This is a genomic window from Saccharothrix sp. ST-888 (genome assembly GCF_000955975.1).
In the GTDB taxonomy this organism is placed as follows: Bacteria; Actinomycetota; Actinomycetes; order Streptomycetales; family Streptomycetaceae; genus Kitasatospora.
In genome coordinates this window covers 54,215-76,252 of sequence record NZ_JYJF01000018.1, presented here as the reverse complement: position 1 = coordinate 76,252, position 22,038 = coordinate 54,215, and the positions used below count along the sequence as shown (strand labels likewise).

Annotated in this window: 14 protein-coding genes; 10 read left to right on the top strand and 4 right to left on the bottom strand. The window is 72.8% G+C overall.

The genetic code is table 11. The features are described from left to right. Positions 1-1,300 (top strand): serine hydrolase domain-containing protein (locus UK12_RS09605; RefSeq protein WP_197084706.1); only part of this gene is annotated, 1,300 nt, incomplete at its 5' end. A gap of 26 nt (positions 1,301-1,326) precedes the next feature. On the opposite strand, the gene UK12_RS09600 is transcribed toward UK12_RS09605, so the two are convergent. Then, positions 1,327-2,271, bottom strand: coding sequence for a hypothetical protein (locus UK12_RS09600; protein WP_231591116.1), 945 nt, complete (start codon positions 2,269-2,271; stop codon positions 1,327-1,329). A 388-nt stretch (positions 2,272-2,659) separates the two neighbouring features. On the opposite strand from UK12_RS09600, the gene UK12_RS09595 reads away from it, so the two are divergent. The 8 genes from UK12_RS09595 to UK12_RS09560 all read left to right on the top strand — a co-directional run bounded on the left by UK12_RS09595 (position 2,660) and on the right by UK12_RS09560 (position 17,427). Then, complete coding sequence (locus tag UK12_RS09595; protein ID WP_045301754.1) at positions 2,660-3,328, top strand: hypothetical protein; 669 nt, start codon at positions 2,660-2,662, stop codon at positions 3,326-3,328. Positions 3,329-3,410: 82 nt separating this feature from the next. Further along, entirely contained in the window at positions 3,411-3,824 is a 414-nt protein-coding gene (locus UK12_RS09590) for a YchJ family protein (protein ID WP_197084705.1), read from the top strand. Positions 3,825-3,979: 155 nt separating this feature from the next. Next, on the top strand, positions 3,980-5,470 hold the full coding sequence (locus UK12_RS09585) for a M1 family metallopeptidase (protein WP_197084710.1): 1,491 nt from the start codon (positions 3,980-3,982) through the stop codon (positions 5,468-5,470). Positions 5,471-5,740: 270 nt separating this feature from the next. Beyond that, complete coding sequence (locus tag UK12_RS09580) at positions 5,741-6,520, top strand: SGNH/GDSL hydrolase family protein (RefSeq protein WP_045301748.1); 780 nt, start codon at positions 5,741-5,743, stop codon at positions 6,518-6,520. Between the two features lie 233 nt (positions 6,521-6,753). Next, a complete protein-coding gene (locus UK12_RS09575) occupies positions 6,754-10,845 on the top strand; it encodes an nSTAND1 domain-containing NTPase (RefSeq protein ID WP_045301746.1) in 4,092 nt (1,363 codons plus the stop codon). Between the two features lie 213 nt (positions 10,846-11,058). After that, positions 11,059-12,732, top strand: a complete 1,674-nt coding sequence (locus tag UK12_RS09570) for an MFS transporter (RefSeq protein WP_045301744.1) — start codon at positions 11,059-11,061, stop codon at positions 12,730-12,732. Positions 12,733-13,047: 315 nt separating this feature from the next. Further along, a complete protein-coding gene (locus tag UK12_RS09565) occupies positions 13,048-16,056 on the top strand; it encodes a non-ribosomal peptide synthetase (RefSeq protein ID WP_231591115.1) in 3,009 nt (1,002 codons plus the stop codon). A gap of 474 nt (positions 16,057-16,530) precedes the next feature. Beyond that, positions 16,531-17,427, top strand: a complete 897-nt coding sequence (locus tag UK12_RS09560) for an NlpC/P60 family protein (protein ID WP_197084704.1) — start codon at positions 16,531-16,533, stop codon at positions 17,425-17,427. A 39-nt stretch (positions 17,428-17,466) separates the two neighbouring features. Here UK12_RS09560 and UK12_RS09555 read toward each other — a convergent pair whose 3' ends face one another. The 3 genes from UK12_RS09555 to UK12_RS09545 all read right to left on the bottom strand — a co-directional run bounded on the left by UK12_RS09555 (position 17,467) and on the right by UK12_RS09545 (position 20,312). Beyond that, positions 17,467-18,432 (bottom strand): AurF N-oxygenase family protein, encoded by a 966-nt coding sequence (locus UK12_RS09555; RefSeq protein ID WP_082119464.1) that lies wholly within the window; start codon positions 18,430-18,432, stop codon positions 17,467-17,469. Between the two features lie 228 nt (positions 18,433-18,660). After that, complete coding sequence (locus UK12_RS09550) at positions 18,661-19,764, bottom strand: hypothetical protein (protein WP_156178624.1); 1,104 nt, start codon at positions 19,762-19,764, stop codon at positions 18,661-18,663. 146 nt (positions 19,765-19,910) lie between these two features. Then, positions 19,911-20,312, bottom strand: a complete 402-nt coding sequence (locus UK12_RS09545) for a hypothetical protein (RefSeq protein WP_045301743.1) — start codon at positions 20,310-20,312, stop codon at positions 19,911-19,913. Between the two features lie 319 nt (positions 20,313-20,631). On the opposite strand from UK12_RS09545, the gene UK12_RS09540 reads away from it, so the two are divergent. Then, complete coding sequence (locus UK12_RS09540) at positions 20,632-21,567, top strand: ROK family protein (RefSeq protein WP_045301742.1); 936 nt, start codon at positions 20,632-20,634, stop codon at positions 21,565-21,567. Positions 21,568-22,038: the final 471 nt, after the last annotated feature.

Genomic DNA, 22,038 nt, shown 5'->3' with positions numbered 1-22,038 from the left:
TACGAACCGGACCCGTTGGGCCGGCCTGGCCGCCGGCGCAGCCCTGTTGGTCTCGGTCGCGGTCGGTACGGGCGCACCCGCCTTCGCCGCGCCCGTCGGCGCCGCGCCCGCCACCGCCACCGCCACCGCAGCGACCGCGACCGCGACCGAGCCGGAGGCTGAGCTGCCGCCGCTCGACCCGGCCGCGATCCGAACGGCTCTCGGCCAGCGCCCCGCCGCCGACGTCACCGGCGCGTTCGTCCGGGTCACCGGGAGCGCGGGAGGCTTCCAAGGTGCCTCGGGGATCGGCGACTTGGCGACCGGGCAGGCGGTGGATCCCGACGGCCGGTTCCGGATCGGCAGCATCTCCAAGGTGTTCACCACGGCCGTCGTCCTGCAACTCGCCGGCCAGGGACGGCTGGACCTCGATGAAGCGGTCCAGCACTACCTGCCGGGTGTGCTGCCTGCCGGGTTCCCCCCGGTCACGGTCGGCGAACTGCTCAACCACACCAGCGGACTGCCCACCGGCTCGGACGAGATGTGGGGAGACGGCTCCACCGCCTGGTTCGCCGCCCACCGGCTGGACAGCTGGACCCCGCAGCAGGTCGTCGCCACGCTGGACGGCCAGTCGATGAGCTTCGAGCCCGGCACCGCGCAGCAGTACAACGGGATGAACACCTTCCTCGCCGGGATGGTCATCGAGCGGGTCACCGGCCACAGCTACGCGCACGAGGTGCAGAACCGGATCATCCGCCCGCTCGGCCTGCACGACACCTCCGTGCCCGATGCCGACAACGTCCGGCTGCTGCACCCGAGTTCGCACGCCTACCTGGCCGTGACCACCCCGGACGGCGACACGCTCCCCCGGCAGTCGACCGGCGGAACCTCCTTGGCCGACGTCACCGAGCAGAGCCCCTGGCCGTGGGCGGAGGGCGGTCTGATCTCCAGCGCACCCGACCTGGACCGGTTCATCTCCGCACTCTTCAAGGGCCGGCTGCTGCCGCCCTCCGTCCAGGAGGAGCTCTTCACCGTCCCGGACCTGCCGAACGACCGGAACGACTCCTGCGGCAAGGGGCCGACCTCCCGGGCCTGTATGAGCATGGGGCTGGAGCGGGTCGAGAAGGACGGCGTGGTCGCCTGGGGCAAGACCGGCTCCCGGCCCGGCTACACCAGCGGGGTCTTCGCCACCCGCGATCTCCGCCGCAAGGCGGTCTACTCGCTCAATCCGACCGGCGTCGTCGGCGCGGAGTCCCCCTACGCCAGCCGGCTCCTCATCACCGCGTTCGGGCTCACCGGACAGGCCCACTCGAAAGTCAGCTGACAGTTCGTCAGAATGCCCCGGGCCGTTCAGCCCGCGCGCCTGCGGCGCTTGCGCATCATCAGCGCGGCGGCGAGGACGAAGAGCCCGAGGCCGAGCACCCGCGAGGCACCGGCGGCGGCTGTCCGGCCCTGGCCGGACGGCGCAGCAGACCCGCTGGGCGCAGCGGAGGCGGCCGATGAGCCGGACTCCGCCACGGTGTCGGGGAGTTGGTCCCCCTGGAGCGGGACCCGCCACACCGCGCTGTCCTTGCCCTCGCTGCCGAACAGCACCGATCGGCCGTCCGTGGCGAAGGTGACCGACTCGCCCTGGCGCTGGAACGGCACGCCCACCGACCCCAGCGGCTCGATCGGATCGGCCGAAGCGTCGCGCCAGCGGTAGGAGTTGGCCCAGAAGTACCCGCGCAGCACGAGCCGGGTGCCGTCCGGGGAGAAGGCTCCGTCGGTCACCCAGGGTACGTCCGCGATCCGGCGGAAGGTGTTGATGCCGGTCGGCGAAAGCTCTTCGGGCCCCTGGTAGAGGTGGCCGCTCCGCTCGTGCTTGCTGGCGATGTACGCCCGGCCGGTGCGCGGGTGCACCATCAGCGCCTCGGCGTTGCGCGGTCCGTCCTCGTAGCGGACCCGGTAGCGGACGGCGTCCACCGTCCGGTCCTCCAGTTGCTCCGGCTCGGCGAAGCGGTAGATCCACACCTCGGACCAGCTGCCGTCGAGGTTGTCCCCGATGTCGGCGAGGTAGAGCTGCCCGTCGGGGCCGAGTGAGATCGCTTCGGCGTCCCGGAGTTCGACGCCGCGCAGGGTGATCCGGGCGACCGTACGCCCGTGCGCGTCGACGGCGTAGACGTACGGGCCGTCGCCGCTGTCGTTGTGCGTCCAGTACACACCCGGGTGCGCAGTGCTCGCGGCGAGGCCGCTGGACTCGGTGATCCGGGGGTCCCCGATGGTGAACTCCTGCTGTGGGAGGCTGCTCTCCGCCACCGCCGGTGCCACCGGTAACGCTGCGGCTGCCAACACGAGTACACCCGACGCCGCGAGCGCGGCAGCCTGCCGTATCACCATCCCCCGATCATCGCATGCCGCCTCTCCGCCGGTCCTCGACCGGTCCCCAACCGGAAAGTCGTCCCAGGTCGGCCCAGGCCGTCCGGTGGTCGAGGCGACGACCACTGTCCGGTTCGTCCGGCTGTGCGCCCACCCGGGCGACGGTCCGCCGGGTGATGTTCCGTCGGATGACGTACCACTGAGCGGCTCTCCCCCACGGCATGCCCGACCACCTCCCCCGGCCGTGCGGCTGCGGACCGGCCCGGGCGCTGACCGGCGGCATCAATCGGGTGACGGAGTGTCATGGGCGGTTGGTACGGTCGGTGGTATGACGCGAATCGATCACATCTCGCCGCAGCCCGTCACCGCCGACGACGTCCGGCTCGCCGTCGGGCTCGCGCTGGCCGCCCTGCGCGGCGGGCCCGGGGCGGAGGCGGGCTGGGCCGCCAAGGCGGGCCCGCTGGAGTGGGACTGCTGGGAGACCGCCGAGCACCTGGCCGACGACCTGTTCTCCTATGCGGCGCAGCTCGGGCCCGCCGCCCCCCCGGTGGACGGCTACGTCCCGTTCCGGTACGTCAGCGAGCGTCCGGGCAGCCCGAGGAACACGGTCTTCGCCGACCGTGCGGCCGGCCCCGGCGGGCTGCTCCAGGTGCTGGAGGCGAGTGGGGCGCTGCTGGCGGCGATGGTGGCGGTGACTTCGCCGAAGGTCCGGGCGTACCACAGCCTGGGGCTCTCCGATCCGGAGGGTTTCGCGGCGATGGGCGTGGTCGAGACCCTGGTCCACGTGCACGACATAGCCGAGGGCCTCGGCCTTGTCTGGGCGCCGCCGGCCGACCTCTGTGACCGGGTCCTGGCGCGCCTGTTCCCGAGCGCCCCGGCGTACGAGGACCGCTGGCGCACGCTGCTCTGGGCGACCGGCCGGGTGTCCCTCCCCGAGCACCCCCGGCTGACCTCCTGGCAGTGGCACTCCGCACCGGAGGGTGAGCGCACGGCCTGACCGGCCGCGCCCGCCGGGACATCCCGGGGCGGGCCGGCTGCGCGGTGCGGGCCGGGTGGGCCGACCAGGCAGAATGGGGTCCATGTCTCGACGCAGCCCGAAGCCCTCGATCGTCTCCACCTCGCCCTGCCCCTGCGGGCTGTCCGCCTCGTACGGGGACTGCTGCGGACGGCTGCACCGGGGCGAGGCCGCGGCCGCCACGGCGGAGTTGCTGATGCGTTCGCGGTTCAGCGCGTTCGCCGCGGGGGACGAGGCGTACCTGCTGCGCAGCTGGCACCCGGAGACCAGGCCCGAGCGGCTCGACCTGGACGCGCGGCTGCGCTGGGTCCGGCTGGAGATCCTGGCGGCCACGGACGGCGGGCCGTTCCACAGCGAGGGGACGGTCCGGTTCCGCGCGCACTACACGGAGGGGCGGCAGGAGGGCGTGCTGGAGGAGCTGAGCCGTTTCACCCGGGTCGACGGCGCCTGGGTCTACCTCGACGGCGTGGTCGACTGACGGGGCAACGGGCCTGATGACGAGCTGACGACACCCTGTTGCTTTGCATGAACATTTCATAACGGCACGAGTGAACTCTGCCGCAATGGGAGAAAGATCCGACTTACCGTCAGATCACATAATTCCAATGCACCGGAGGATTCGTGCGCAAGAGGATGATCGTCCCCGCCGTCAGCGCCGCACTGCTGCTCCTCGCCAACCCGGCGTCGGCCGGCACCCCGACCGTGGGCGCCCCGGGCATCGGTGACCCGTACTATCCGACGTACGGCAACGGCGGTTACAACGTCTCGCACTACGACCTACGGCTGAAGTACCAGCCTTCGACGGACCAGCTGGAGGGGACGGCGACCCTGCTCGCCACCGCCACCCAGGACCTCTCCCGCTTCAACCTCGACTTCGCCCTGAACGTCAGCGAGGTGGTGGTCAACGGACGCCCGGCCAAGTTCGCCGCGACCGGCGAGCAGGAGTTGGAGGTCACCCCCGCAGCCCCGCTCGCCAAGGGCTCGAACGCCACGGTGGTCGTGCGCTACTCGGGCGTGCCGTCCAAGGTCGCCCGGTACGGGTTCACCGCCTGGCTGCGCACCCCGGACGGCGGGGTGGCCGCCGGGGAGCCGGAGTCGGCCTGGTGGTGGTTCCCGAGCAACGACCACCCGTCCGACAAGGCCACCTTCGACGTCTCCGTCCTGGTCCCCGACGGCACCCAGGCGATCAGCAACGGCGTGCTCTCCTCCCAGTCCTCCCAGCTGGGCTGGACCCGCTACAACTGGCGTGAGAACAAGCCGCAGGCGACGTACCTCGCCACGCTCGCGATCGGCAGGTTCGACATCACCACCGGCACCAGCAGCGGCGGCCTGCCCATCATCAACGCCTACAGCAAGGACCTGGGCGACAACGACGGCGCCGCACGGGCGAGCGTCGAGCGCACCGGCGAGCTCGCGGACTGGCTGAGCGGCATCTTCGGCCCGTACCCGTTCAGCGCGCTCGGCGGCTATGTCCCCAACGTCGACACGCACTTCGCGCTGGAGACGCAGACCCGCGTCTTCTACAGCCCCTACCAGTTCGCCAACGGCGCCAGCAGCACGGTGGTGGTGCACGAGCTGGCCCACCAGTGGTACGGCGACAGCGTCTCGCTCAAGCGCTGGAGCGACATCTGGCTGAACGAGGGCTTCGCCCGGTACGCGCAGTGGCTCTGGTCCGAGCACCAGGGCGAGGGCAGCGCACAGGAGCTCGCCGACTACCTCTACGCCTCGCACCCGGCCGACGACCCGTTCTGGACCGTCAAGCCCGGCGACCCGGGCGCGGCGAACCAGTTCCACAGCGCGGTGTACGACCGGGGCGCGGCCGCCATCCAGGCACTGCGGAACGCGGTCGGCGACGACAAGTTCTTCCAGATCCTGCGGGCCTGGCCGACCGAGCACCGCTATGGCAACGCGACCGTGGCGGACTTCCAGGCGCTGGCGGAACGCATCTCCGGCAAGAAGCTGGGCAGCCTGCTCCAGACCTGGCTCTACACCGCCGCGAAGCCGGCGCCCGCCGCCGGCGGCTCGGCGAAGTTCGCGGCGGCGGCTGCGGGTTCCGTCCAGGAGCCGCGCTCGTGGAAGCAGATCGAGGCGACCAACGACGTCCACGACCAGGACGGGCACTGAGGCACCCTGCCGACCCGCAGACCCGCTGCCCTGCGGACCACTGACCCGATAGCCCGCTGACGGCCCGGCCGGACCACGCTCCGGCCGGGCCGCACGGCATCGGCGGCGAACCGCCCGGCGCGACCGTCCGGGCATGTCAGGTCGGAGGGGCCGAAATCGGTCACCGCGGATCGCATCGTCACAGGTCAGCGAGGTGGTGGTCGAGATCACGCCGCCCTGGGGGCCACCTACGGTGGCGTAGGTCACTTCACACAGTGAACTATTGCCGTCATGGCTGACAACCTGGAGACCCTTGACCTCAGCTCCTACGCAGCCCTCGGGGACAGCTTCACCGAGGGCCTCAACGACCCAGGCCCGGACGGCCAGTTCGCCGGCTGGGCGGACCGCCTCGCCGGGATGCTGGCCGCACGCCGCCCCGACAGCGCCTTCCGCTACGCCAACCTCGCCGTCCGGGGGCGGCTGCTCGACCAGATCGTCGCCGAGCAGGTTCCGCAGGTGCGGCGGATCGCACCGGACCTGGTGACCCTGTGCGCGGGAGGAAACGACATCCTTCGGCCGGGCAGCGACCCGGACGACGTCGCGGAGCGCTTCGAGGCCGCGGTGGTGGAACTGCGCGAGCACGTCGGCACGGTGCTGATCTGCACCGGCTTCGACACCCGCGGCGTCCCGGTGCTCGGAATGCTCCGGGGCAAGATCGCGACCTACAACGGGCACCTGCGGGCGATCGCCGACCGCAACGGCTGCGCGGTCGCCGACCTCTGGTCGCTGCGCTCGGTGCACGACCGCCGCGCCTGGAGCGAGGACCGGCTGCACCTCTCCCCGGAGGGCCACCAGCGCGTCGCACTGCTGGCCGCCCGCGCCCTCGGTTTCGACGTGGACGACCCCGAGGCCCCCTGGCCGTTCCAGCCGACTCCGACGCCGGCCGACCTCCGCCGGGAGAACATCCAGTGGGCCCGCGAGTTCCTGCTGCCCTGGGTCGGCAGGCGGCTGCGCGGCGAGTCCTCGGGCGACCACGTCGAGGCCAAGCGACCCGATCTGCTTCCGCTCTGACGCTCCATCACCCCTGCGGCAGCTCGTACGGACAGTCGGTCCACGGCACTACGTACGACCGATCCACCCCGGGCCGTCCCCCGAACGGGCCGACCTCCCACCGAGGCCACCCCCTCGGGTGGTTGGCCCCCCGTACGGATTCCCACCAAGGCGGCTACCGACCGTAATCTGACGGTGCCACACCGAGGGCCCGATCGGCGGAACGGGTCCGGGCGAGGACCGCAGGGGTACGTATGGACCGGGGACCGAAGGCGGGCGGGAACGGCACGGCGCAGGCCGGACCGACGGACGCGGAGTGCGAGTTCGGGGCGCAGCTGAGGGAGTTGCGGGCAGCCCGGCGGGTCTCGCTGAGCGAACTCGCCCGGCTGATCCACTACAGCAAGGGCTATCTCAGCAAGATCGAGAACGGCACCAAGCCGGCCACCCCCGACGTGGCACGCCGCTGCGACGAGGCCCTGCTGAGCGGCGGCGTACTGCTCCGGCTGGTCGGCGCGGCGGCGGCCCGGACGGCCGTCCCGGGCCCGTCCCAACCAGCGGCGCAGTCACAGACACAGGAACAGCAACAGGCGCAGGCAGCGGAGTTGGGCGGGCCGCGCCCCGAGTGCCCGTACCCGGGCCTGGCCTCCTTCGGCTCGCGCGAGGCCCGCTGGTTCTTCGGGCGGGAGACGGTCACCACCGCACTGCTGGACCGCCTGGCCGAACGGATCGGGCACGGTCCGGTGGCCCTGGTGGCACCCTCCGGGGCCGGCAAGTCCTCGCTGCTGATGGCGGGCCTGCTGCCCGCACTGCGGGACGGCGCACTGCGCAGCGGGGTGTTCCCGACCGAACCGCCCCGCACCGAACCGCCGCTCGCCGAATCACCGCCCGGCGAACCGTACATCGGCCCGCCACGAGCCGGCGCTCTGCCCGAGGCGGCACAGCCGTCCACCAACCACACCACCCCCGCCACCCGCGCCGACTGGCCCGTCGCGGTCAGCACGCCGACCGGCCGACCGATCGCCGCCCTGCTGCGGTCGCTGGAGTCGGCACTGCCCGACGTGGCACCGGAACTGACGGACCATCAGATTCGCGATGCCCCGGAGGCAGCGGCCGACGCGATCCGTGCGGCACTCGGCCACGCGTGGCAACCGCCCACCACCGGGCCGACCGACCGACCGGCCGGAGGCGCGGCACCCGTCAGTGGGACACCCGGCGGCCTGGTCCTGGTGGTGGACCAGTTCGAGGAGACCTTCACCCTCTGCACGGACCGGGCCGAGCAGCGCGCCTTCGTCCGCCTCCTGCACAGCCTTTCAACTATCCCGACTTCCAAGGCAGTTGCCGAGTCCCCTGTCCAACCGCCGATCGCCGTCCTGCTCGGCGTCCGCGCCGACTTCTGCGGGCGCTGCCTGGAGCATCCCGAACTCGCCCCGGTCTTCACCCACGGTTCGCTGGCTCTGCCGCCGATGAACGCCGCCGAGCTGCGCGCCTCGATCACCCGCCCCGCCGAACAGGCCGGTCTGGTCCTGGAGCCGGGCCTGGTCGAACTGCTGCTGCGCGACCTCGGCAGCCCGGACGAGCTGTCCGGCAGTACCGCCGGGCCCGGACCGCTGGCCGGGGCACTGCCGCTGCTCTCGCACGCGCTGCGCGCCACCTGGCAGCAGCGCCAGGGCCGGGTCATGACCGTCGAGGGCTATCTGCACAGCGGCGGGATCCACGGCGCCGTCGCCCGGACCGCCGAGGACGTGTTCACCCGGCTCGCGCCGCTCCAACAGCAGCTCGCGCGGCGCCTGTTGGTGCGGCTGGTGCATCTGCGCGAGGGCGGCGAGGAGACCCGTTCGCGGGCCGAGCGCGAGCAGCTGCTGTGCCAGTCGGCCGATCCGGACGGTGCGGCGGCGGTCCTGGACGCCTTCGTCCGGGCGCGCCTGCTGACGGCCGACCGCGAGACGGTGGAGATCACCCATGAGGCGCTGCTGCGGGCCTGGCCCCGGCTGCGGCGCTGGATCCAGGTCGACCGGACGGCGCTGCTGGGCCGTCAGCAGCTGGCCGAGGTCTCGGCCGAATGGCTCCGCGAGGGCCGGGATCCCGCGCTGCTCTACCGGGGCACCAAGCTGGCAGCGGCCCGCGACTGGGCCGAGGACGGCGGTCGGCGGGTCGAACTCGGCTACGTCGAAGCCGAGTTCCTCGCCGCGAGCACCGCCGCCGAGGACGCCCAGCGGCAGGCGGCCGAGCGGCAGTCCCGTCGGCAGCGGCGGATGGTGGCGACGCTCGGTGTGCTGCTGGCACTGACCCTGCTCGCCGGGGTGCTAGCGCTCCAGCAGCGGTCGGGCGCGCTGGCGCAGCGGCGGGAGGCGCAGTCGCGGGCGATGGCGGCGCGTTCGGCGGCGCTGGCGGTCGGTCGTCCCGAGGCGGCGATGCTGCTGGCCCGTGCGGCGTACCGGAGTTCGCCGACCGTGGAGGCGCGCGGTGCGCTGCTGAGCACCCAGGCGCAGCCGTTCCAGGGGCGGCTGCTCGGCCATACCGGTCCGGTGAACTCGGTGGCCTTCGCGCCGGACGGCCGGCTGCTGGCGTCCGCCGGGTCGGACGACGCGGTGAAGCTGTGGGACGCCTCGGAGCGCACCCTGATCGCCACGCTGACGGGCCATCGGGGCCGGGTGCGCTCGGTGGCGTTCAGTCCGGACGGCGGTTCGGTGGCCTCGGCCGCCTCGGACGACACCGTACGGCTCTGGGACGTCGCCTCCCGCCGACTGTCCGCCACCCTCCCCGGGCACGGCGGCGGCGCCCGCGCGGTGGCGTTCAGTCCGGACGGCCGGGTACTGGCCTCGGCGGACGCGGACCGTACCATCCGGCTCTGGGACACCGGAAGCCACCGGAGCATCGCCGCCCTCACCGGTCACACCGACGAGATCAACGCGGTCGCGTTCTCTCCGGACGGACACACCCTGGCCTCCGGCAGCGCCGATCGCACCCTGCGTCTGTGGGACACCACGACCTACGAGCCGGTCGCCACGCTCTCCGGTCACACCGACGACATCCTCGGCCTGGCCTTCAGTCCGGACGGCCACCTCCTGGCCTCGGGCAGCGCCGACCGCACGCTGCGCCTGTGGGACACCGCCGACCACCGGAACACCGCCACCCTCACCGGCCACACCGACGACATCAACGCGGTCGCCTTCACCCCGGACGGCAGCACGGTGGTCAGCGCCAGCGGCGACGGTACGGCGCGGCTGTGGGACGTGCCGAGCCTGCGGACGATCGGCACGCTGGCCGGTCACACCGACTATGTCCAGGGGGTGGCGGTGAGTTCGCACGGGCAGGTGGCCACGGCCGGCTTCGACCAGTCGGTGGTGCTCTGGGATCCGGCGACGGCCGCGCTGGTGCCGCGCCCGTTCACCGAGGTGTGGCAGGTGGCCTTCGGTCCGGACGGACGGCGGATGATCACGGCCGGGACGGATCACACCGTGTGCGTCTGGGAGGCGGGCTCGCACCGCCTGCTGCACTCGCTCGCCGGTCACGAGGGCTCGGTGTTCGCGGTGGCGTCCAGTCCGGACGGTTCGCTGGCCGCCTCGGGCAGCGCCGACCGGACGGTGCGGCTCTGGGACGTCGATCGCGGGCAGCCCGTCGCCGTCCTCACCGGCCATCAGGGCTCGGTGCTCGCGGTGGCGTTCAGCCCGGACGGGCGGCTGCTCGCCTCGGCGGGCGAGGACCGTACGGTGCGGATCTGGGACGTCCGGGAGCAGCGGACGGTGGCGGTGCTCACCGGGCACACCGACTTCGTCAACGCGCTGGCGTTCAGTCCGGACGGCCGGACCCTGGCGAGTGGCAGCGATGATCTGACGATCAGCCTGTGGGAGGTCGCCGGCGCCCGGCTCGCGGGTACGCTCACCGGGCACACCGGTTCGGTGCGCGGGCTGGCGTTCAGCCCGGACGGGCACACCCTGGCGAGCAGCGGCAACGACGCCACCGTACGCCTGTGGGACACCGCCACCCGAAGGACCGTCAGCACCCTGACCGGGCACACCGGTTCGGTGCGCGGGCTGGCCTTCAACCGGGACGGACGGACCCTGGCGAGCAGCGGCAACGACGCCACCGTACGCCTCTGGGACACCGCCACCCAGCAGGGCATCGCCGTCCTCACCGGCCACACCAGCGCGGTCTGGGGAGTCGCCTTCAGTCCCGACGGACTGACGCTGGCCAGTAGCGGCAACGACGGCACGGTACACCTCTGGGACGCCGACCCGGCCCGCCGCGCCCGGGCGGTCTGCGCCCTGGTCGGTGCGGTGGACCGGGCCCGGTGGACCAGACTGCTGCCCGATCAGCCGTACGACGACGGGTGCGCAAGGCCGTGACCCGGCCGGGCTCGCACCGCAGGTCACGGCGGTGGGGCACCGGCCGTCGGCCCGTCGGGAGACCCGCCGCGAGCACCAACACGCCTGCGGGCCAAGGGGGATGAGCAGTCGACAGCTGCGGCCGCAGATGTCCGGACCCGACCGCCGAGCCCGGACGATCATGCCGAGACCTTCTCCTGTACAAGCGTCTCAAACATCCGTACTGTCGCTGCCATGACCGCCACCACCGCCAGCCTCGCCAGTCGTCGCACCTGGACGGGGCTGCTCGTCCTGCTGCTTCCGTCCCTGGTGCTCTCGATGGACATGGGAGTGCTCTTCTTCGCCGTGCCGTTCATCAGCACCGACCTCAGACCCAGTGGCACCCAGCAGCTGTGGATCATGGACACCTACTCGTTCCTGCTGGCCGGGCTGCTGATACCGATGGGGGCTCTCGGCGACCGGATCGGCCGGCGCCGCTTACTGCTCTGCGGTGCGGCCGGCTTCGCCGCGGCCTCCCTGCTCGCCGCCTACTCCGCCGGGGCCACCCAGCTGATCGCGGCGCGCGCCCTGCTCGGCATCACCGGCGCCACCCTGATGCCCTCGACCCTCGCGCTGATCCGCAACATGTTCCACGACCCGAAGCAGCGGCAGTCCGCCATCGCCGCCTGGACGGCCGCGATCACCGGCGGTGCCACGCTGGGACCGGTGGCCGGCGGGCTGATGCTGGACCACTTCTGGTGGGGGTCGGCGTTCCTGCTCTCCATCCCGGTGATGGCGCTGCTGCTGTTCGTCGGCCCGTTCCTGCTCCCCGAGTACCGCGCCCCGCAGAGCGGCAGCTTCGACCTGCTCGGCGCCGGGCTCTCGATGGCCTCGCTGCTGCCGGTCGTCTACGGCGTCAAGACCCTGGCGATCGAGGGCTGGAGCCCGACGCCGGCCCTGATCCTCGTCGCCGGCCTGGGGGTGGGCGGCCTCTTCGTCCACCGGCAGCGCACCACGGCGCATCCGCTCATCGACCTGAGCCTGTTCAGGATCAGGACCTACAGCGGCGCGATCACGGTCAACACCGTCGCCATGTTCGCCATGATGGGCTTCACCCTCTTCACCTCGCAGTACCTGCAACTGGTCAAGGGCCTGAGCCCGCTCGCGGCCTCGCTCTGGGCGCTGGTGCCGAGCAGCGGGGTGGGCGTCGCGGTCGGTCTCTCCTCCGCGCTGGCCGGCCGAGTCCGCCCGGCCCACCAGCTGGCCGGCGGGTTCCTGGTCGGCGCGGCCGGCTTCGGGCTGATGACCCGGGTCGGACCGGACTCCCCGTTGGCCCTGGTGCTCACCGCGGCCGGGGTGCTCTGTGCGGGCACCGTCGGGACCATGACGCTCACCGCCGACCTGGTGATCTCGGCCGCTCCCGCCGAGCGAGCCGGCGCCGCCGCCGCCACCTCGGAGACCGCCACCGAACTCGGCAGCTCGCTGGGGATCGCCCTGCTCGGCGCGGCCGGCGCGGCCGTCTACCGCTCGCAGCTGACCGACTCGATGCCGGCCGGACTGCCGGGCGGGACGGCGAAAGCCGCGCACGACACGCTCGGTGGCGCGGTCACCGTGGCGGCGCAGCTCCCGGGTCGCACGGGGAACGAGCTGCTCACCGCCTCCCGGGCGGCGTTCGTGGACGGGATGCACCTGGCGGCAGTCGTCGGCCTGGCCTTCATGGTCGGGGCGGCACTGCTGGCGGGCCGGCTGATGCGCCACCTCCCGGTCTCCACCGCAACCCCGAAGGCGGACCCGCCCGCGACCGACGCCGCCTCCGCCAACGCCGGTTCCAGCGGCGCCGGTTCCACCGGTGAGGCCGCTGCCGGCACCCCCTCCGAGGCGGACACCACCGTGGCGGCCACTCCGGCCGGCGGACGCTCCGGCGGCTGACCCGTCGGCCGGCCCGTGCGTTTCGGCCCGATTTACCCCAGCGGAGTTTGTCCTGATTGCGAGCCATGTGAAGAACTGGGGCTCACAGAGCGCGAATAGGGGGTTCCCGGACAGGGGTTGAGGTCATAGCGTCCCGTACTCCGGCGCGGCGAAGCGCGACGGAGTCTCAGCGGACTGCAGGTAACGACGTCGCCAGGTGCGGCCTCCACCAGGCCGTTTGGGCCCACTCGGCGGATGTTGACCCAACCTTGGAAAAGATTGTGATCAATCTTGAGTATTCAACCCAGCAGTAGCTCACTGTCCAGATCACCGAGCGTGCAAACCCCCACCGGCATACCGCCCTACAACCGGGCCGTCTCGCCCATGGAGTGGGTGTTCCTGGGAATGCGGCCAGGGCACTGTGTGGTCCACCTCGTGGAGGGCGACGGGAGCCTGTCCGCCGAGGAGCTCGCCAAGGCGGTGGCAGTCGCCGCCGAGGCGTCCCCCGGCATGCGGCTGGTGCGCCGGGACCGGCGTTGGGTGGACAGCGGGACGGCTCCGTCCCTGGAGGTGGTCGACGGCGACTCGTTGGACCGTGACCGCCTCGACTCGCCGTTCCTCCGCCGCACGCTGGACGGCTCGGGCGCGACCTGCGAGGTGCTGCTCGTTCCCGGGACACCGTCCACCGTCGTCTTCCGCGCCTTCCACGGCATCACCGACGGGCGCGGTCTGCTGCTGTGGGCCGCGGACGTGTTCCGGGTGCTGCGCGGCGAGGACCCGCTGGGCGCGGACTCGCGGCTCAACGACGAGGAGCTGCTGCGCGGGCTCGACCGGCCGGGCGGCCTGCCGCCGGCCCTTCCCGCCCCGAAGATGGAGTGGCCCTCCCTGCTCGGCCGCCGCTCGACGGGCTCCGCCGGCCTGCTCTGGCGCCGCCGGACGGTGGACGGCCGCCACCCGGCCGCGACGGCCAAGCTGGCCGCGGCCCTGGCGCAGACCTACGGTGGCGGGCGAGGCCGGTTCTTCGTGCCGGTGGACCTGCGCCGGTACCGTCCGGAACTGCGCTCCACGGCCTCGCTGGTCCGCGCCCTGCGGCTGGACGTCGGCGCAGGTGATGGCTGGCAGGAGGTGCAGCAGCGGATCCTCACCGCGCTGGCCGAGGGCGCGGAGCTGGCGCCGACCTTCGCCGACTCGGTGCTGCGAACGCCGCTGCCGCTGCTGCGGACCGTCAACGCCGGGATCGACCGCTTCGCGACCTGGAAGAACCGGTACAACAGCTCCGCCTACCTCTCCCACATGGGCACCGTCGATCTCGCCGACTTCTCCGCCGGGGACTTCCGGGCCAGGACGGTCTACGCGCTGGGCACCACAAGTCCCGGCAGTCCGTTGGAGATCGATCTGGTGGAGTGCGGGGGGCGCACCGAGATCACCGTGGCCTGGCACGACGGCCCCGGTGTGGCGGAACGGGCGGAGGCCGTGCTGGACACCGTCGAGGAGGTGTTGTCGCCCCGGAAGTACCGGCTGTGGGAGGGCAACCGCACCGAGCGGCCACTGCCCTCCGACCGCACGGTGGTCGAACTCTTCCGCGAGCAGGTCGAACGCACCCCGGACCGGATCGCGCTCAGCGGCCCCGAGGGCGAAATCACCTACGCCGAGCTGAGCCGCCGCGCGGACGCGGTCGCCGCCGAACTGCGCAGGCAGGGCATCGGCCCCGGCGACGTGGTCGGACTCCTCGCCGGCCGCACGGTCGCCGCGATCGCCGGACTGTGGGGCACCCTCCGGGCCGGAGCCTGCTACCTCCCCCTGGACACCCGGCACCCCGACGCACGCATCACCGACCTGCTCACCGACGCCGGCTGCACCCACCTGCTGACCGAACACCCCCACGACGACCGCGAAAACATCCGCTCCACCTGCAAAATCCTGGTCCTGGACGACCTCATGGACTGCCCCACCCCCGACAACCCCCACGACACCACCACCCGCCCCGACGACCTCGCCTACGTCATCTACACCTCCGGCTCCACCGGCCGCCCCAAGGGCGTCCAGATCGAACACCGCAACCTCCTCAACTACATCCACTGGGCCACCCGCGAGTTCGACATCGACACGGACACCCGACTGCCACTGCTGACCTCACCCTCCTTCGACGTCACCGGCACCTCCGTCTACCTGCCACTGCTCACCGGCGGCCAGGTCGTCCTGATGCGCGAGGACCCCAACCACCTCTCACTGCGCACCCTGCTGCGGGACTCGGGCGCCAACACCCTCAACCTCACCCCCTCCCACCTCGACCTGATCGGCCACCTCGACCTGTCACCCACCGGATACCGCACGGTGATCGTCATCGGCGAACAGCTCCGGGTGGAAGTCGCCGCCCGGGCCCAGCAGATGTTCGGACCACACTGCCGGATCATCAACGAGTACGGCCCGACCGAAGCCACCATCGGCTGCACCGCCCACACCTTCGACCCCGAACTCGACGGCACCGGCGCCGTGGTGCCGATCGGCCGCCCCGCCGACAACACCACCGTCCTCCTCCTCGACCAGGACCGCCGCTTCGTCGCCCCCGGCGAAACCGGCGAAATGTACCTGGGCGGCGCCCAGCTCGCCCGCGGCTACCTCGGCCGCCCCGACCTCGACACCGAACGCTTCGTCCACCTCGCCGACGGCACCCGCGCCTACCGCACCGGCGACCTCGCCCGGATCCTGCCCTCCGGCACCATCGAATGCGTCGGACGCATCGACGACCAGGTCAAAGTACGCGGCCACCGCGTCGAACCCGCCGAAGTCGCCCAAGCCCTGGAAGAACACCCCGCCGTCGACCGCGCCGTCGTGATCGCCAGAACCAGACCCGGCCAGCCGGGCAAAGCCCTCTACGGCTACGCCCTGACGAAAGCACCCGTGACGGAAGGGGAGCTGACCGAACACCTGACCGCGAAACTGCCCTCCTACATGGTGCCCGCCGCCACCATGGTGGTCCCGGAACTGCCCTACACGGTCAGCGGGAAGGTGGACGCCAAAGCACTGCCCGACCCGTTCGGCGGCGAACCGGACGCCGCCGCGCAGCGCGGGACGGGCCCGCTCGCCCCGATGGATCCCGTCGAGGAGGCGGTCGCCGACATCTGGGCCCGCACCCTGGAGGTGGAGCGCTCCCGGCTGGACGCCCAGTCCGACTTCCACCAGCTCGGCGGGGACTCGGTCTCCCTGCTCGCCATGCTCGCGGCCGTCAGCCGCGAACTCCTGACCCCGGAACAGGAAAGCGCCTTCATGGGCGAGCTGGCCGGCATCCTCGGCGAGCCGACCCTGGAACGCGTCGCGGCCCTCGCCCGCGCGGCCCGCGGCTAGCCCTTAGCCCCACAGTCTCGCACCGGCTCTGCCCCGCACCGCCATTGAACCGGCGGTGCGGGGCAGAGTGCATCGGCGACCGCCCATCTCCCATTCTCCTGACTGGTCATCAGTTGATCGGGCATCGGGTCTCGGCTGGCAGTCGGACAGCGGGCGGTCTGACGGTGTGTCTGTCTGCGCAGGCCAGCGGGGGTTTCCCGAACGTTTCCCGTCTCCTGGCGAGTTGGGAGACAGCCGCCTCGTGGCTTTCGGCCGCCCGGTGCGGAAGGCTCAGCTCATCGGCCCGCCGGAGCTCGCAGGGGCTCCGCCGGCCCAGCCGCGCTCCGCCGGGCCGACCCAGCAGCCACCCACCAGCCGTGCCCCACCCGAGGAGCGGGAGGAACACGAGAATCCCGGTACCGCCGCACCGGGCCGATCGTGCGGCTCCCCCGCCCCGGGGTGGTACGACGTCCGCCGAGGACTGGAGCAGCCGCCATGAGAGTCCGCCTCGCCATCGCAGCAGTCGCCGTCGCGGCCGCCCTCACCGTCGCGTTCGGTCCGGTGCTCGGCAGCATCGGCAGTATCGACGGCGCCGGCGGTCCCGGCCGTACCGGCAAAGGCGACCTCGTGCTCGCCGCCGCCGGTGCGGACTGCGCGGTCCTCGCCCCGGGCGCCTCGGCTGCCGCCGAGAGCGCGGTGCGGGCGGCCTGCTCACAGCTCGGCACCTGGTACACCTGGGGCGGCGGCCACGGCGCCCGACCCGGTCCGACGTACGGCCACCCGGACGGGGTGGATCCGGCGAGCGACCACGACGCGGAGCGGCTCGGCTTCGACTGCTCGGGCCTGGTCCGGTACGCGTACGCCCAGGCGACCGGCCAGGACGTGCTGAACGGCCCGGCCGCCAAGCAGTTCTACACGGTCCACGCGGCGCAGCGCCTCACCGCCGATCAGGTCCCCGGGGCACTGCTGCCGGGCGACCTGATCGCGTACGGCAGCTCGGCCGCCCTGCACCACATCGCCGTCTACCTGGGAGCCGGGCGGATGGTCGAGGCCCGGCAGTCCGGGACACACGTCGCGGTCAACGACGTACGGTTCGGCGGCGAGCTGTTCGGGGCGGTGCGGATCGACCCGGGCCCGGTGCAGGGCCACCTGGTCAGTACCTGGGGCACCGGCGTGTGGGCGCACGCCCAGCCTGCGGCGGAGAGCGCCCGGGTGTACGCCTTCGACGGGCCGACCGCGGTGCGGGTGGACTGCCAGGAGCACGCCCAGAGCGTGACGGCCGAGGGCATCACCAACGACGCCTGGTCGTTCCTGCCCGACTACCGGGCGTGGATCAGCAACATCTACGTTCAGGGCGGCTACTGGCTCGACGGAGTCCCGGCCTGCGGTTGAGTCCTCCGGGGCATCAACCTGCGGGGAGGGCAACGATGTTCAGGGCGCCGGCCGGGCTGCGGCCGGCGCCAGTACGCCCGCCCGGCGCAGCAGCCAGCGGTTGGCCCGCCCGACCAGGCCCGCCCGGTCCAGGACCCCGATCACCTTGGACGCCATCTCCGTCTTGACGCCCTGCCAGTGCGGGTTGCCCCGGGCGGCCTCGCGCCCCACCCTCGGGTCGATACCGACGGCAGCGTAGACCCGGGGGTTGATCAGGCTCTTGGTCGCCCGGAGGATGATCAGGCCGATGAACAGCTGCTCCCAGCGGCGGCGGACCGGGCCGAGGTGCTTGCGCTGGAGTTCCTCGCGGGCGTAGCTGATGTGCCGCGACTCCTCGATCACATGGATCCGGGAGACCTGACGGGTCAGCGGCTGGATCGACTCGTCGTTCATCGTCTCACGCTGGAAGGCGTCCAGGATCTCCTCGACGTACATGGTGCCGCCGAAGGTCTGGCTGTGCGTCGAGGTGGCCTTGAAGAAGCGGCCGAGTTCGTGCGAGAGCCGACCGGGCCCGTAGGCGGGTACGCCCATCCAGGAGATCATCTTCGCGAACATCACCGAGTGCCGGCACTCGTCGGCTATCTCCGTCAGCGCGTACTGCACGTGCGCGGTGGTCGGGTCGCGGTCGAAGGCGTGACGCAGCAGCATCTGCATCAGGATCTCCTCGAACCAGATGCCCACGCTGGCGATGCTGGCAACCTCGTGCTTGCTGAGCTCGATCCGCTGCCCCTCCGTCAGCTGCTCCCAGAGCTCGGTGCCGTAGAGGGAGAGGTGCCTCGGCGGGGAGTAGTAGCGGCCGGGCAGCGGGGCGGCGTCCCAGTCGACGTCCTTGAGCGGGTCGAAGGAGAGCTTCGCGGACGAGGCGAGCAGCCGCTCGGCCGTGCGCTGACGGTCCCGGACCAGCTTCTCGGTGCCGGTGCGGGTCCCCGGGCCGGTGCCGGTGCGGCTGTGCTGGGTCGCGGTCATGGGCAACTCCTCCTCGGCTCACCGAGGGGCGGCCGACCTGACGGGCCCCTCCCCCTCAGAAGCTAGAGACTATTAGACGTTGCGTCAATAGCGTGGACGGCAAGCGGTGCGCGAGCGTGCGGAAGGGGGCTCAGGACGTGCCGGAGGGGTTCGGGACACACCATCGGTCGGCGCCGCGAGCGCCCCGCGCCCGCGCGAACCACCCGCGCGGGGCGTGCGGACAGCCGGTCAGCGGGACGGCGCGCCCTTTCCGGGCGGGGGGACCAGGGCGGGTGCGGCGGACCAGTAGTCGGGATCGATCGGCTCGCGGCGGCGCAGATCGGACCTGATCTGGTCGGCCAGTTTGCGGGTGTCGCGCCGGTTGACCGCGGCGCCGAGACCCGCGCCGACCAGCAGCGGTGTCAGCGACGGCAGCCTGCGCAGGGTGCTCCGGGCCAGCCGCTTGCGCAACTTCTGCCGCACCTCCGCGCCGATCGCCACCGCCGCGATCCCGGCCGGGCCGATCAGCGCGGACGGGTCGATGCCCCGTCGGTTCGCCCAGGCCGCGACGTACGCGGTACCGCGCTGCGCGGCGCTGCCGCCGACGGGCTGCCCGTACACCTGGTGCAGCTCCGCGATCAGCTTGACCTCCACCGCCGCCACCGCCAGCGTCTCGGAGGCGATCTCCACCGCCATCGCGGGTGGCACCGGGAGCATCGCCACCGCGCCGACGCTCGCACCGACGGCGGCCGACGCCCGGCAGGCCCCGGCGACCAGCCGGTCGGCGAGGTCCTCGGGGCCTGCGGCGTCCGGATGGTGGGCCCGCAGCGTCGCCAGGTCCCGTACGGGGATCCGCGGCGCGGACTGCACCAGCCGGTCGGCCAGTATTCGGCCACCCTCGCCCGCGCCCTTCGCGGCCGCTAGGCTGCCGCGTCCGAGCAGTCCGGCCACCGAGCCGACCAGGGCGGTGGCCCGCTCGGCACCTCTGCGCCGGTACCACCGCTCACGGGCTTCGGGGGTCTGCCCGGGAAGCTGCTGCTCCATCTCCGTGGCCAGCGCCGACAGCTCCTCGACGGCGACGGCGTCGTCGTCAGGGCCTGCCGTCTCCTGAGTCCCCGCTGCCCCGGGTGCCCCGTGGGCCTCCTCGGCCCCTTGCGGCCCCTGCGCCTCCTCGGCCCCCTGCGCCCCCTGGGCCTGTTCGGCCGCGCCAGGGCCCCCGGCTGCGCCGGGACCTCCGGCCGCCCCGGGGCGTTCGGCTGCGTCGGCGTTCGGTCGAGCGGTGGTCGCGGGCGGGTCGAGCGGTCGCTCGCCGCCCCGGCCGACCCGGCGAAACCTGCGGAAGGACGATCCCATGCCCTCCGCCTACCCGGCCCACCGCGCCGACACGCCTCACCACCCCGTACCGTCACCCCACCACGGCCCCCGCTCACAGCCGGTGGTGAAACGGCGGTGGGGCCGCCCGAAGGCGACCCCACCACGCTGCGGTCCTGCCGTGCCGGCTACGGGAGGGTGATGTAGAAGCCGGTGTCCACGTGGTTTCCGGAGTTGTCGTACGTGACGACCGTGAGCGTCTGGGCGGCGCCGCCGCAGGCCGAGTTCGGGGTGGTCTCGACCCGGATGGAACCGCCGTGCGAGGAGTAGTCCCGCAGGATGGCCGAGGGGACACTGCGGTCCACGTCGATCCAGGACTGCGAGACGTGCACGCAGTAGAGGCCGGTGGACGGGTGTCCGACGTAGTCGACGTACTTGGTCTTCACCAGGTCGCCGTTGGCCGCCACCTCGGCCGCCGCGGTGGCGTGCGGTGCGTACGCGTCGACCGGAGCGGCGACCGCCGAACCGGCCCCCAGCGCCAGCGTGGCGCCCGTGGCGAGTGCGACCAGCGCCGAAATGCCCTTGCGCATGACATCCTCCTCTGCCGCCCGTCCTCCGTAGGAGCCGGGCAAGACGACCCAAACGCCGGGCATCCTTCCGGCCCCGGCCGGGCCTCGGCGCGAGCCACCCGGCCGGCGGCGGCAGGATCACCCGTTCGAGTAGGGGCGAATCCTTTCTGCCTACGCCGAACGGCCCGCCGGCCGAGTCGAGCGGAGTGCCGGACTCATTGCCCCTCGCCTCCCCGAGGCGCCTCCCCTCCTCCCGTAGTCCCCCGGACTCCCCCGGACGGCGGGATGCCAGAATCTGGACAGCGCGGCACCCCGGCCGCGCCCTCGGGAGGAGAGACACGTGCACACCGACGCAGCCCCGATCGCGGCCATCGACATCGGCGGCACCAAGATCGCTGCGGCGCTGGTGAGCAGTGGCGGAAGGCTGCTGACACGCACTCAACGGCCCACCCCGGCCGCCTCCGACGGGGAGACCGTGCTCGGCGCGGTGCTCGACGCGCTGGACGAGCTGGCCACCGCCCCGGGCTGGTCCGAGGTTCGGGCGCTGGGCGTCGGCAGCGCCGGTCCGGTGGACATCAGCCGAGGCACCGTCAGCCCGGTCAACATCCCCGGCTGGCGCGGCTTCCCGATCACGGAACGGCTGTCGGCCCACCCCGCTGCCAAGGGGCTGCCGGTCGTACTGGCCGGGGACGGCATCGCCATAGCGGCGGCCGAACACCGCTTCGGCGCGGCGCAGCCGTACGACAACGCGCTGTGCATGGTGGTCTCCACGGGTGTCGGCGGTGGTCTGATCCTGAACGGCGAGCTCCACACCGGCCCCACCGGCAACGCGGGCCACATCGGCCACATCACCGTCGATCTCAACGGCGAACCGTGCCCGTGCGGCAGCCGGGGGTGCGTGGAGCAGCTGGCCAGCGGTACCGCCATCGCCCGGTACGCGCTGCGCTCCGGCTGGCGCCCCGCCGCGCAGGATGCCTCGGCCGTCGCCGTGGCCGCCTCGGCGCGCGCCGGGGATCCGATCGCGCTGGCGGCGTACGAGCGGGCGGGGCAGGCGCTGGCCGCCGCGATCGCCGCCACGGCGACCCTGGTCGAGCTGGACGCGGTGGTGATCGGTGGCGGGGTGGCCCAGGTCGGCGATCTGCTGCTCGACCCGCTCCGGGCGCACCTGCGGACCTACGCGGCCCTGCCGTTCGCCGCCGGGATCACGGTGCACCGGGCCCTGCTCGGTACCGACGCCGGCCTGGTCGGCGCGGCTGCGGTGGCGATGGGGGCCTGAGCGGACGGGGCGGGCCGTGCCCCCGTCCGGACGCTCCCCAGGCCTTCGGCCAGGTGCGCCCTCCCGGCCGAAGGCCGGCGGCGCGCTCCCCCCGCACCGGCGGGGCGAGGCCCTGCGACCGGGTCCACCGGCACCGGGGCTCCGAGCGCGCCGTGAGCCGGGCAGCACTCAGGGGCAGTGCTCAGGGGCAGTGCTCAGGGGTGCGGGGAGTCGTGCGTCCGGTGCCGGAGGCGCGCCCGGGGCCGCTCGCGCAGTCCCGTACCCCCGGATGGTGCCCGGTCGGCGCCCGACCGCTGCGCGGAAGGTGCCCGGACCGTGCCCGGACGACCGGGCGCCCGGGCCTCGGCCGATGGCGGTTTCCCGGAGGTTTTCCGCACGTTTTCGCTGCTTCCGGCCCGGATCTCGCGTGGAGGGACCGGAGGAGCCCATGGGACGATGGCAGGGCTGATGACTGACCCCCGGGCGGTTGCG